Here is a 13240-nt window from a genome sequence, read left to right as displayed (position 1 = left end):
ATGACCACTGAATCCGCCGTGCCGGTCCTGATCGTTGAAGATGAGCCCAAACTGGGGCAACTGCTGGTTGACTATCTCCAGGCGGCGGATTACCAGACGCGCTGGATCAGCAACGGCGATGAGGTGCTCGACTGGGTCAAGCAAAACCCGCCGGCGCTGATCCTGCTGGATCTGATGCTGCCGGGCACCGACGGCCTGACGCTGTGCCGCGCCATCCGCCGGTTCTCCAACGTTCCCATCATTATGGTTACCGCGCGCAGCGAGGAGGTCGACCGTCTGCTGGGGCTGGAGATCGGCGCGGATGATTATATCTGTAAACCGTTCAGCCCGCGGGAAGTGGTGGTAAGGGTAAGAACCCTGCTGCGCCGCTGCGGCTGGCAGGCGGAGGCGCAAAAACCGGCGGATAAGGCCGCGCTGCTGATTGATAAAAACAGTTTTCAGGCCAGCTATCTGGGGCAAAACCTCGACCTGACGCCCGCGGAACTGCGGCTGCTCAAAACCCTGGCCACCGAACCGGGCAAGGTGTTTTCCCGCGAGGCGCTGCTGGATAAACTTTACGATGATTACCGGGTGGTGACCGACCGCACCATCGACAGCCATATCAAAAACCTGCGCCGCAAGCTGGAGCAGTTGGACGAGCAAACCTCGTTTATCCGCACCGTTTACGGCATGGGCTATCGCTGGGAAGCCGAACCCTGCGAGCTGGTGTAGCCATTCGCAGGCGGAAGCGGCCGCTGGAAAAAATCCCCCCGCCTGAAGGTCATCGCAGTGGAAGACTATCGACGCCCCGGTCAAAAAATCTGTCCGACTTAGTTAAAAATTTATCATTTTTTCTTTATCTCAGGCTGATAGGCTTACCGCTCGACAATAGTTATCAGATTTTAAGCGAGGCGAGATGTCAGGTTTAGTGGATGGAAAATGGGTTAACGGCGATGTGGCGGCGGAAGAGATCAAGAACGGGGCATTTCACCGCGAGGAGACAACATTCCGCCAGACCAGGGTCGTCGCGGAAAAAGGCCGCTACCAGTTGTTCGTCTCTTATCTCTGCCCCTGGGCCTCGCGTACGTTAATCTTCCGCAAGCTGAAAGGGCTGGAAGAGATCGTTCAGTTGTCCGTTGCGCAGCCGCGCATAGCGGAGAACGGCTGGGAGTTCAGCACGCCGCAGGATGCGGGCGAGCGCGTCGGCCCAATCCGTTTTCTCCATCAGCTGTATACCGCCACGGATAAACGCTACAGCGGAAAAGTATCGGTGCCGGTACTGTGGGATCGTCTGGAAGGACGCATCGCCAACAATGAGTCGGCGGATATCATCCGTATCCTGAACGACGGCTTTAATGCGCTGACGGACAACCGGCTGGATTTCTACCCGCCGGCGCTGCGCGGCGAGATAGACCGCTGGAATGAAACCATTTACCACGGCATCAACAACGGCGTATACAAAACCGGCTTCGCCAAAACGCAGGCGAGCTATAACCAGGCGTTCACCACGCTGTTCGCCACTCTGGATAAGGTCGAGGCGCATCTGGCGACGCACCGCTATATCGCCGGCAATACGCTGACGGAAGCCGACTGGCGCCTGTTCGTGACCTTAATCCGTTTTGACGTGGCCTATCATGGCGCCTTCAAGTGCAATCTGCGCCGTATCGAAGATTACCCCCATCTATCGAACTACCTGCGCGAACTTTACCAGTGGCCGGGCGTTAAAGAGACCGTCAATATCGACCATATCAAAGCCGGTTATTACGGCATTCTGTGGCTGAACCCGACCGGTATCGTGCCGCTGGGCCCGCTCGTCGACTTACAGCGTCCGCATAACCGCGCGGCGCTGGGCGAATCCGTGGTTGCCGTCGCCCGCTGAGGAAACTCGCCCAATAGGAGATTGTTGACAACCCCACTCCGGCATAGTCATCTCCGAAATACCACCACCGGTCATCCCCGCGGCGGTAGTCGGGGATCTGCTTTCAGCTAATACATTGATATCAAGAAGATTCCTGGTCACTCGCCCCATATTCCTGGGACTCGCCCTGCGGGCCACCGCAAGCGGTGTTCAAAAGCATTCCCGATCTGAGGAATCCCGAGAAAATAATTAAGCATTATCTGATAAATCATCTTGGATGTTAGCGGAGAGCGCCAACTGCGCCATCTCCTCGTCGGAAAGCCGGGTGATTTGCTGCACCTGCTCGCGCGCCATGCCGGTCAGCAGTAACTGGCGCGCAATCTGCCGCGCACTGGTTTTCATTCCTTGCTCTATGCCTTGCTCTCTTCCCTGTATTACTCCGGCCTGCATCCCTTCTTCAAATCCAATCTGTTTCAGCTGCTGTGCAATCGTCATTATCTCCTCCCGATCCGTTGACAACGGCTCCGCCACCATTTCGATAAAATCGGCTGGTCTGGATGTATTGCCGGTTTGCGCGATGTAATACAGCAACGCCCGCTTCTGCATCAACGGCACCTGCCAGCGCTCAAATAATAACCCGATGTCTCGCGCCAGTTCCAGCATATCCCGCGTACGGATATGTTTTTGCACCAATTCCAGCAACGCCGCCCGCCGGTGGGTTTTAATCTCTTCATCTGAAGTCACGGTGAGGTCAATCAGCGGAAAATCCTTACTGTATATCCGGGTCGCCAGCACAGGATCATCAAATGCATCCAGCCAACGCAGGCTGTACGGATACGGGCTGCGTTCTCCCTGATAGAACAGCAACGGCCCAGAGGGTGGCGGGCAGAAACATTTATAACATTCCACGATCTAATTAATCGCCAAATTCAAAATATTGAGGAAGGAAGGGATGCCGGAAACAGAGTGCGAGACCTTGCTGGCTCTGATGGCGGCAATCCCTGTTATTATTGAGGGAATTTATCAGGAGGATAGATTTTGGGGGGCTCTCTCAGATTCCCGATGTTTTTGTACGCAGGAACGACGGATTTGGAGTCGCTATTACCAATGGCTACTTTGTCAACGCGCTCAATAGGCCTACTTTTTGTAGGCCGTCTGCTGCTTTTTCCCTTTATAAGCGCTAGAATCCCCGCCTTTACTGCTCCCATCGGGTGCAGCCTGACTTGTAATCAGAATCGAGAGACAGCAAGCAATGTTTAAACCGGAACTTCTTTCTCCGGCCGGTACGCTGAAAAATATGCGTTACGCCTTTGCCTATGGCGCCGACGCCATTTATGCCGGTCAACCCCGCTACAGCCTGCGGGTGCGCAATAACGAATTCAACCACCAGACGCTGGCGCAGGCCATCAATGAAGCCCATGAGCTGGGTAAAAAATTCTATGTGGTGGTGAATATCGCGCCGCATAACGCCAAGCTGAAAACCTTCCTGCGCGACCTGCAACCGGTGGTCGAGATGGGGCCGGATGCGCTGATTATGTCCGATCCGGGGCTGATTATGCTGGTGCGGGAAAACTTTCCGCAGATGCCGATCCACCTCTCCGTGCAGGCTAACGCGGTAAACTGGGCGACGGTGAAATTCTGGCAGCAAATGGGGCTGAGCCGGGTGATCCTCTCCCGCGAGCTGTCGCTGGAGGAGATCGCCGAGATCCGCAGCCAGGTGCCGGAGATGGAGCTGGAGATTTTCGTCCACGGCGCGCTGTGCATGGCTTATTCCGGCCGCTGCCTGCTTTCCGGCTATATCAACAAACGCGACCCTAATCAGGGAACCTGCACCAACGCCTGCCGCTGGGAATACAAGGTGCAGGAAGGGAAAGAGGATGAAGTCGGCAATATCGTTCATCAGCATGAACCCATCGCGGTAAAAAACGTCGAGCCGACGCTGGGCATCGGCGAACCCACCGATAGAGTCTTTATGCTGGAAGAAAGCCAGCGCCCCGGCGAATATATGAGCGCCTTTGAGGACGAACACGGCACCTATATCATGAACTCGCGCGACCTGCGCGCCATTCAGCACGTGGAGCGCCTGACGCAGATGCAGGTGCATTCGCTGAAGATCGAAGGCCGCACCAAGTCGTTTTACTACTGCGCGCGCACCGCGCAGGTATACCGCCGCGCCATCGATGACGCCGTCGCCGGCAAACCCTTTGATCCCACCCTGCTGCAAACGCTGGAAGGGCTGGCCCACCGCGGCTACACCGAAGGTTTCCTGCGCCGCCATGTGCATGAGGATCACCAGAATTACGACTACGGCTATTCGGTATCCGACCGCCAGCAGTTCGTCGGCGAATTCACCGGCGAGCGCCGCAACGGGCTGGCGGAAGTGGCGGTGAAAAACAAATTCTCCTGCGGCGACAGCGTGGAAATGATGACGCCGGGCGGAAATGTTCAATTCACCATTGAAGCGATGCAGAACGCCAAAGGGCAGGCGACCGACGTCGCGCCGGGCAACGGACACATCGTCTATTTGCCGATGCCTGAGGAAATCGATCTGCAATACGCGCTGCTGTTGCGCAATTTGCCGGGCACCACAACACGAAACCCCCATAAAAAATAGCGGAATGTTCCACAAATGATGTGGCTTTTGACAAATATTAGAATCAGATCACATCAATGACGCGGACTTGTGGTTACTATGGCGACGCTGAGAAAATATAGAACGAAAAATAAGCGTAGTGATACTACTAGGAACCACCTCCTTGGCCAGCTCAATCTCCCTTGAGCTGGCTTTTTCTTTTCCGGCTTCCCACCTTTTCCTCCCCGTTCACCGAATCTTCCGATATCGGCCCGGGTATTTAGTCACTATGATTAGAGGGCATTGAGCATCCGGCATGTCATCAGCAATACCGAATATGGAGAACACCATGGTTCAGCCCCCAGCCACGCTGCTCATTCTGAATGGAAAAAGCGCGGATAATGAGGAACTTCGTCAGGCAATTGAGCTGCTACGTCAGGATGGATACCGGCTGCTCGTCAGAGTAACCTGGGAGTTTGGCGACGCGCGGCGCTATGTAGAGGAAGCCGCCCGGCTAAAAGTGGAGAACGTCATCGCCGCCGGGGGCGACGGCACAATCAATGAAGTTGCCGGCGCGCTGGCGGTTCAGCCCGCGACGGCACGCCCTTGTCTGGGGATTATCCCGTTGGGAACCGCCAACGATTTCGCCACCAGTTGCCAGATTCCCCTCGACCTGCGCAACGCCCTGACGCTGGCCGTCAAAGGCCGGGCCTGCGCCATTGACTTGGCGAAAGTGAATGACGAGCACTATTTCATCAATATGGCGACCGGCGGATTCGCTACCCGTATTACCACCGAAACCCCGGCGAGAATGAAATCGGCGCTCGGCGGCGCGTCCTATATTCTGCACGCGCTGCTGCGCATGGATATGCTGCAAGCGGAACGCTGCGAAATTCGCGGGCCGGACTTCAACTGGTCGGGAGACACGCTGGTCATTGCGGTGGGAAACGGCCGTCAGGCCGGCGGTGGTCAGTTGCTCTGCCCGGATGGATTAATCAATGACGGTCTGCTGGAACTGCGCATCCTGTCGGCGCAGGAGCTGTTGCCCAATATGCTGCAGGCCTGGTTTACCGACGGCGAAAACCAGAATCTGATTTCCGCCACCCTGCCCTGGCTGGAAATTACCGCCCCCGATGAGATGACGTTTAATCTGGACGGCGAACCGCTCAAGGCGAATCGTTTTCGTATCGAAGTGATCCCGGCGGCCATCCGTTGTCATCTGCCGCCGCAGTGCGCGCTGCTGGGGTGAATCACCGCCCCAGCGACGCCTGCCGCTCCCCCCCTCCCGGCCTCCCCCTTGTCAGCTGTCTCTTATACACAAATCCAAGGAACCTCTAGAGGCCATGTGTATTCTGGTCTTGGGTTCATTCTTGGTTCTTTGTTTTTTGCTTTTCGTCGGCGTAAGAAATCACGCTGAGGTGGACGACCCCGCGAATGCGCCGCAGGGAAGCGGCGCAAGCCAGTGCCGCGCTGGCCCGGTAGGGCGAGTCTCAGGGATGAGACGAGTATTCCGTCACTGGCGGTTCGGGGAAGGGGGCGACCGCCGAAGGCATCGCGTCAGCGACGTGATTTCAGCCACAAGCCCGGGTCCGGAGGGTGGTGGCGCTTGAACCACCCTGCGTCGGGCGCGTGCTGCGACATAGCAGAGAAATGACGCCCTTCTAGCGCACGAAATAGCGCTGAACTCACATATACCGTTAACAGTAAATATGTGACTAAGAGACAGCCCCTGCGAAGGGGTGGGTCGGGGTGGGGTCAGCCGAGAACTATTCGCGCCTCAGGCGATTACTGTTCGCCAGATAGAGCGTAATCACCAACAGCAGGATGGAGGCGGCGTAAATCAGCGTATCGATGGGATTTTTGTGATCGACGATAATCAGCCGGATAATCGCCGTGATGCCGATATAGACAAAATAGCGCAGCGGAAAATGGTATCCCGATTGAAAATACTTGACGATCAGCGCGATAAACTCGAAGTAGAGAAAGTAGATGACGATGCTTTCAATCAGCTGATAGGACGACTCTTTCTCATTGGTGACCAGCAGCACCTGCGCCAAATGGTAGGTTTCCTTCCCCAGAAAGATCACCAGAATGGTCGCCAATATCAGCAGTCCGATATTGAGTATCGTCTGAAGTCCGTTTGAAACCATAATGCTGCGCGTTGAACCCGCCATACTTACTTTCCTCTAATTACTATCCGTCATGCCTTATCGTTCACAGGTTACCACCCTTATTCATCATCAGGGAGACAACCTGCTTATTTATAAGCAAAATTAACGAGAGCGCAACCGCATATCGCCGCTGCATATTTCAGGTTGCGGGATTGGCTGATAGCCCGCTGCGCCGAGCACGGGCGTTCAACCCTTGAGATGTTTCACAAAACCGCCCGCCGCCGTGGATAATGTGTGGCGCAAAATGGCATTTATCGACGATCGCATCTATTGTTTCGATCGTCAGGATGTCGTTCATCCTGTCTTAGCGACCTCAATCACCGCTTTTTCATTGCGCCGTAACCATTGATCCTGGAGCAGACGCAGGGTCCGCATAATGGCTACAAACTCAGAATAACAAGCGAAATCACCTGAGACGGCGATAAGGAAAAGCCAAACCAGGAGTCAATCATGACTGATATTGCACAGTTATTAGGTAAGGAAGCGGAAGATCTGTTGCAACACCGCTGTACCACCATCCCCGCTGAAAACCTCTACCTTCCGGGCGCCGACTTCGTCGATCGGGTGATGATCGATAACAATCGCCCCAACGGCGTGCTGCGCTCGATGCAAACGCTGTTCAACCACGGCCGGCTGGCCGGCACCGGCTATCTGTCCATCTTACCGGTCGATCAGGGGGTCGAGCACTCCGCCGGCGCGTCCTTCGCCGCCAACCCGATCTATTTCGACCCCAAAAATATCGTTGAACTGGCGATCGAAGCGGGCTGTAACTGCGTGGCGTCCACCTATGGCGTACTGGCTGCGGTTTCGCGCCGCTACGTGCACAAGATCCCGTTTCTGGTCAAGCTCAACCACAACGAAACCCTGAGTTATCCCACCCAGTACGACCAGACGCTGTACGCCAGCGTTGAGCAGGCGTTCAATCTGGGGGCGGTCGCCGTGGGCGCCACCATCTATTTCGGCTCTGAACAGTCGCGCCGCCAGATCGAAGAAGTCTCAAGCGCGTTCGAACGCGCCCACGAACTGGGCATGGTCACCGTGCTGTGGGCCTATCTGCGCAACTCCGACTTCAAAAAAGATGGCGTAGACTACCACGCCAGCGCCGATCTCACCGGCCAGGCCAACCATCTTGCCGCCACCATCGGCGCCGATATCGTGAAGCAGAAAATGGCGGAAAACAACGGCGGCTATCGCGCCGTCAAATTCGGCTATACCGACGACCGCGTCTACGACAAACTGACCACCGATCACCCGATCGATCTGGTGCGCTATCAACTGGCCAACTGCTATCTGGGCCGCGCCGGGCTTATCAACTCCGGCGGCGCCGCCGGCGATAACGATCTGCAGGAATCCGTGCGTACCGCGGTGATCAATAAACGCGCCGGCGGCATGGGCCTGATCCTCGGGCGCAAGGCGTTTAAAAAATCCCTGCGGGAAGGGGTGGCGCTGATCAACGCCGTGCAGGATACCTATCTCGATAAGAGCATTACCATCGCCTAGTCCGTCGGAGATTGTCCGGTCGGCGGTTCAGCCCGCACGGCCGGACAATCACCTAACAGCCAGGCTAGCGCCGCGCGCCTTTAACTTCGCCCGCCATCACCACCAGGCATGGAAATGATGCACCGGGCCTATCCCCTGCCCCACTTCCAGCGTATCGGCCTGCTCAAGCGCTTTTTGCAGATAATTTTTCGCCGCCGCGACCGTCTCCGGCCAGTCGGCATGACGCGGCCGCAGCGCCGCCAGCGCGGCGGACAGGGTGCATCCGGTGCCGTGGGTATGGCGGGTTTTGACGCGGGGAGAGGTAAAACGCTGCGGCGCCGCGTTGCGGCTAAACAGCCAGTCCGGGCTCTCCTCCTCGCTCAGATGACCGCCTTTCATCAGCACCGCCTGACACCCCATATCCAGCAACGCCTGCCCCTGCTGGCGCATTTCCCGCTCGTTCACGGCCGGCGCGCAATCAAGCAGAGCTGCCGCTTCCGGCAGGTTAGGCGTAATGATGGATACCTGCGGCAGCAATAAACGGCGGATCGACGCCACCGCGTCGGGCGAGAGCAGCGGATCGCCGCTTTTTGCCAGCATCACCGTGTCGAGCACCACATGGGGCACCGCGTAATGACGCAAACGCTCAGCCACCGCGTCAACGATATCAGCCTGCGCCAGCATGCCGATCTTGGCGCTGTCGATGCGCACATCGCTCAGCACAGAATCAAGCTGGGCCGCGACAAAATCCGGCTCAATGCGGTAGACCGACTGCACGCCGCGCGTATTCTGCGCCACCAGCGCGGTAATCACCGTGGCGCCGTAAGCCCCCAGCGCCGAGAACGTTTTCAGATCGGCCTGAATGCCCGCCCCGCCGCTGGGGTCGGTGCCGGCAATGGTTAACGCATTGATTCGTTTCATGCCAGATCCTCCCCGCGCAGGCCATAGAGAGCGTCAAGAAAGGCCGGAATAAAACTCCCCGGCCCCTGGGCCTGGCGCGCGGCCCGCTGCCCGGCCAGCGACATCACGTAACAGGCCGCCGCCACGTGGCATAAGCGATCGCCCTTCAGCGCGCAGAAAGCGGCGACCACCGCGGACAATGCGCAGCCGGTTCCCACCACGCGGGTCATGATTTTATCCCCGCCGCTGATCGCCCAGTCAAAAGAACCGTTCGTTACGTAGTCCACTTCGCCGGTCACCGCGACAACGGTGGAGAACCTGCGGGCCAGCCCGCGGGCGGCGGACAGCGCGCTATGGGAATCGTCGGCGCTGTCCACGCCGCGACTGCGCGCGCCCAGTCCGGCCAACGCCATGATTTCGGAGGCGTTGCCGCGAATGGCCGCCGGTTTTAATTGCAGCAGTTGATGGGCGAATTCGCTACGATAAGTCAGCCCGCCGACCGCCACCGGATCGAGCACCCACGGCGTGGCGGACTGATTGGCGCCGTGGACCGCCGCCAGCATGGCGTCGGCGCGATGGCGCTCCAGCGTGCCGACGTTGATCAGCAGCGCATCGGCCAAGGCGCTGAACTGCGCGGCTTCGGCGGGATCCACCACCATCGCCGGCGACGCATTCAACGCCAGCAGCACGTTGGCGGTGAAAGATTGCACCACATCGTTGGTGAGACAGTGCACTAAAGGAGACAAGGCGTGAAATTGCGTTAGCGAGGCCGCCGCCTGGGCAGCCGGTAAATCGACAGGTCGAGCGTTCATCATTCCCCCAACCGGCGTTCAAGAAGGCGGTAACCGGTTGGTCGGCATACCGTGACTTCCCTACGCTGGCATAATCCAGATCAGGTAATGCGGGTATTTCTCAGCCCTGTGGTTGAAACCAGGGCACCCCGAGTCATGTAATTCATCGCCTATGGCTAGGCCTGTACAGTATCGCCAACAAACGCCGCGACAACAATGCCAATTTGCCGCGCGGCGGCAAGTTTGTGCTTAATGCGCGGCAAGATGGCGGCGGGCGACGCGCGCCGCGGCGCGCACCAGGCTCAGATCGCTGCCGCGCGGTCCGATAAGCGAAATTCCCAGCGGCGCTCCCTCTTTGTACGTCAGCGGCAGATTCAGCTGCGGGATGCCGCACAGCACGGCAATGGACAACAAATGGTGCGACAGCTGCCGGGTCTGTTCAATATCCTCGTCCCGCGCGTCCAGCAGCGGCGCAATATCCGGCACCGTGGGCAATACCAGAATACGATTGCCCAACAGCGCCTGCCAGGCGTCGCGAAAGCGCTCGCGGACACGACAGGCGTTCTGGTACTGCTCGTCCGTCACGCCGGCGCCCCAGGCAAAACGCCCGGCCACGTCCGGCCCCAGCGCAAAACCGTAGCGGGTGATTTTTTCCCCCTGCGTCAGCCAGGCCTCGCGCCCCTGGATAAAACGGAAAGCCCAGTAGGCCTCTTCCAGCGCGGGAAGCTCGCCGGACAGCGGCGACAGTTCGCCGGCAACGTCCTTGATACTTTCCAGCGCGGGCCGCAACGCCTGTTGCGATGCCGCGGGAAGCAGGTCAAACAGCGCATGGCTGATGACCCATTGCGCTTGTGGCGGCAGCGGGGCGTCGTCCTCACCCAGCAAACACTCCCCCACCCGCTCGAATAAGTCGGCGTCGCGGGTGAAGTAGCCCGCCGTATCCATACTGGGGGCCAGCGGCTGGCAATCGTCCAGGGAAATCCGTCCGTGACTGGGGCGCAGGCCAAACAGACCGCAGTAACTCGCCGGCGTGCGGATCGAACCGCCGGTATCCGTCCCCAGGGCGAAATCGCACAGACGGTTGGACACCGCCGCCGCCGATCCCGATGACGACCCGCCGGGAATGCGTTCCGGCGCCGCGCCGTTACGCGGCGTGCCATAGTGCGCATTCTTGCCGCTCATGGAAAACGCCATCTCGTTGGTATGGGTCTTCCCGACGAATTCCGCCCCCGCATCCAGCAGCCGCCGTACCGTCGGTGCCGTACGCCGTTTTATGCCCGACATGGCGAGTATGTGGGGGCTACCGCCTCCGGTCGGATACCCCGCCACGTCGAACAGATCTTTAACCGCAAAGGTAAAACCGGATAACGGTCCCTGAGGCGCATGCTCGACGGCGGCCGGCGGATAGGGCATAAAAGCGAAAGCATTATCTTGCATGATGGTTCCTTAAATTCACGACGGTGGATGGCCCCTCTACGCCGTCGTTCCAATGATGACAACTAATTTGATGTCCGGCAATCACCTGCCGGGACGCCGGTATCTGGCTGCGGCACAGCTCGCTGGCGCGCGGACAGCGAGGAGAAAACGCGCATCCCGCAGGCAGGCGGGTCAGATCCGGCGGCGAGCCGGGAATGCTGACCAGCCGTTCGCCTTTTTTCAGGCCCCCCTTGGGGCGGGTGCTCAGCAGCACCTGGGTATAGGGGTGAAGCGGATTATGCAACAATTCATCCAGCGGCGCCTGTTCGACGATGCGCCCGCCGTACATTACCGCGACGCGGTCGGCCACTTCGACGGCCGCGCCGATATCATGGGTCACAAAGACGATGGAAAGCCCAAGCGCCTGCTGTAGCTCGCGCAGCAGAATCAAAATCTGAATCTGCACCGTGGCGTCCAGCGCCGTGGTCGGTTCATCGGCCAGCAAGAGCTGCGGCTGGCACGACAGCGCCAGGGCGATCATCGCCCGCTGGCGCATGCCGCCGGACATTTCGTGCGGATAGGCGTCAAGCCGCTGCTCAGGGCTGGGAATACGTACCCGCCGCAACGCCTCCAATGCGGCGATCCGCGCTTCGGCGTATGAAATCGGGCGGTGCTGGCGCAGCGCCTCGATAATCTGCTCGCCGACGGTATAGACCGGATCCATCGCCAGCAACGGCTCCTGAAAGATCATCGCCGCCACCGGGCCGCGCAAGGCGCGCAGCTGGCTTTTACCCAGCGCCATCACATCCTGACCGGCGATATGAATGCGCCCTTCGATAGCGGTGCTGCGCTCAGGATGGAGACGCATCAAGGCCCGCAGGGTCACGCTCTTCCCCGAACCCGACTCGCCAATCAGCGCCAGAACTTCGCCGCGCGCCACCGCCAGGCTCACGCCGTTGACGGCGGATACCGTCTGGCTGCCGCGGCGGAAACGCACCTTGAGATCCTGAACGTCAATCATCAGTTGTTCCGCCATTCAGGCCTCCTTGACAAAGATAGGGCTGGCGGGACTCTGCGAGTGTCCGCCGCCGGGTTCGACCATCAGACAGGCGGCGGAATGCCGCGCCGACGCGGAGTACAGCCGCGGTTTGCGCTGTCCGCACACCGCCTCGGCGTGGGGGCAACGGGTGTGAAAACGACAGCCGGCCGGCGGATCGATCGGGCTGGGGGGATCGCCGCTCAGCGGGGAGCTCAGCGTGCGCCGCGCGGGATCCATGGACGGCATGGAGCTGAGCAACGCGCGGGTATAGGGATGCAGCGCCCCGGAGAACAGCGCCTCCGCCGGTCCGATTTCCACCACCTCCCCCAGATACATCACCATGATGCGGTCGGAAAGATAACGCACCACGTGCAAATCATGGCTGATAAACACATAGGTCAGATTCAGACTCTCTTTCAGATCCAGCAATAGATTGATCACCTGGGCCTCAACCGATTTATCCAGCGCGGATACCGCCTCATCCAGGATCACCAGGCGCGGATCCACCGCCAGGGCGCGGGCGATATTTACCCGTTGGCGCTGCCCGCCGGACAGTTCGTGCGCGTAGCGTCCGGCAAAACGCGCCGGCTCCAGCCCGACGCGGGCCATCAGGTCGCGCGCCCGCTCCCCGGCTTCCCGCTTGCCGGTGCCGTGCACCAGCGGACCGAACGCCACCGACTGTTCCATGGTGAGGCGCGGATTGAGCGAGGAGTAGCTATCCTGAAACACCATTTGCACCTGACGGCGGTAACGGCGCAGCGGCAGCGGCTGGCTTCCGACTGACTGTCCGTCGAAAATAAGCTCGCCGCCATCCTGTTCAATCAACTGCATCAGCACGCGCGCGGTGGTCGATTTGCCGCACCCCGACTCCCCCACCACCCCGAGGGTTTCGCCTTTCAGCACCGCGAAATCGATGCCGTCCACCGCGCGCACCAGCGCGCGCTTCCCCAATACCCCTTTAACGGGAAAATGCTTGACCAGTTTCTGCCCCATAAGCAGCGGCTGCGCCGGCCCGCCAATGTCGTGGTTATCCAT

Annotated in this window: 11 protein-coding genes, 1 pseudogene and 1 riboswitch; of the genes and pseudogenes, 5 read left to right on the top strand and 7 right to left on the bottom strand. The window is 59.2% G+C overall.

The genetic code is table 11. From position 1 onward, the window contains the following. Both baeR and EH206_RS06290 read left to right on the top strand, forming a co-directional pair. On the top strand, window positions 1–711 hold the full coding sequence (gene baeR, locus EH206_RS06295) for an envelope stress response regulator BaeR (protein WP_009111954.1): 711 nt from the start codon (window positions 1–3) through the stop codon (window positions 709–711). A gap of 184 nt (window positions 712–895) precedes the next feature. Next, complete coding sequence (locus EH206_RS06290; protein ID WP_009111953.1) at window positions 896–1858, top strand: glutathione S-transferase family protein; 963 nt, start codon at window positions 896–898, stop codon at window positions 1856–1858. A gap of 228 nt (window positions 1859–2086) precedes the next feature. On the opposite strand, the pseudogene EH206_RS06285 reads toward EH206_RS06290, so the two are convergent. After that, window positions 2087–2707, bottom strand: a pseudogene (locus tag EH206_RS06285) (Rpn family recombination-promoting nuclease/putative transposase); the annotation flags it as partial. 382 nt (window positions 2708–3089) lie between these two features. Between EH206_RS06285 and trhP the strand changes: the two are divergent. Then, a complete protein-coding gene (gene trhP, locus EH206_RS06280) occupies window positions 3090–4451 on the top strand; it encodes a prephenate-dependent tRNA uridine(34) hydroxylase TrhP (RefSeq protein WP_009111951.1) in 1362 nt (453 codons plus the stop codon). Between the two features lie 307 nt (window positions 4452–4758). Then, window positions 4759–5658 (top strand): lipid kinase YegS, encoded by a 900-nt coding sequence (gene yegS, locus EH206_RS06275; protein WP_009111950.1) that lies wholly within the window; start codon window positions 4759–4761, stop codon window positions 5656–5658. Window positions 5659–6175: 517 nt separating this feature from the next. Here yegS and psiE read toward each other — a convergent pair. After that, window positions 6176–6583 carry a phosphate-starvation-inducible protein PsiE gene (psiE, locus tag EH206_RS06265; RefSeq protein WP_009111949.1) on the bottom strand — a complete coding sequence of 136 codons (408 nt, stop codon included), beginning with the start codon at window positions 6581–6583 and terminating at the stop codon, window positions 6176–6178. 447 nt (window positions 6584–7030) lie between these two features. On the opposite strand from psiE, the gene fbaB reads away from it, so the two are divergent. Then, window positions 7031–8080 carry a class I fructose-bisphosphate aldolase gene (gene fbaB, locus EH206_RS06260; RefSeq protein ID WP_009111948.1) on the top strand — a complete coding sequence of 350 codons (1050 nt, stop codon included), beginning with the start codon at window positions 7031–7033 and terminating at the stop codon, window positions 8078–8080. 96 nt (window positions 8081–8176) lie between these two features. On the opposite strand, the gene thiD is transcribed toward fbaB, so the two are convergent. The 5 genes from thiD to EH206_RS06235 form a co-directional block, all read right to left on the bottom strand. Continuing rightward, the gene (thiD, locus tag EH206_RS06255; protein ID WP_009111947.1) at window positions 8177–8980 is read right to left on the bottom strand and encodes a bifunctional hydroxymethylpyrimidine kinase/phosphomethylpyrimidine kinase; all 804 of its coding nucleotides are present in this window, start codon (window positions 8978–8980) and stop codon (window positions 8177–8179) included. Further along, complete coding sequence (thiM, locus tag EH206_RS06250; protein WP_009111946.1) at window positions 8977–9771, bottom strand: hydroxyethylthiazole kinase; 795 nt, start codon at window positions 9769–9771, stop codon at window positions 8977–8979. The genes thiD and thiM overlap by 4 nt, the downstream gene beginning before the upstream one ends. Before the next feature lie 40 nt (window positions 9772–9811). Continuing rightward, a riboswitch (TPP riboswitch) is annotated at window positions 9812–9912 on the bottom strand. Window positions 9913–9999: 87 nt separating this feature from the next. Next, the gene (locus EH206_RS06245; protein WP_009111945.1) at window positions 10000–11187 is read right to left on the bottom strand and encodes an amidase; all 1188 of its coding nucleotides are present in this window, start codon (window positions 11185–11187) and stop codon (window positions 10000–10002) included. Further along, a complete protein-coding gene (locus tag EH206_RS06240) occupies window positions 11177–12202 on the bottom strand; it encodes an ABC transporter ATP-binding protein (protein WP_009111944.1) in 1026 nt (341 codons plus the stop codon). Before EH206_RS06240 ends, EH206_RS06245 begins: the two co-directional genes overlap by 11 nt. Then, entirely contained in the window at window positions 12203–13240 is a 1038-nt protein-coding gene (locus EH206_RS06235) for an ABC transporter ATP-binding protein (RefSeq protein WP_009111943.1), read from the bottom strand. It abuts the gene before it with no gap.

The sequence above is a fragment of the Brenneria nigrifluens DSM 30175 = ATCC 13028 genome (assembly GCF_005484965.1).
Lineage (GTDB): Bacteria > Pseudomonadota > Gammaproteobacteria > Enterobacterales > Enterobacteriaceae > Brenneria > Brenneria nigrifluens.
The sequence above is the reverse complement of the archived record's forward strand: the minus strand, read 5'-3'. Positions and strand labels throughout refer to the sequence as shown.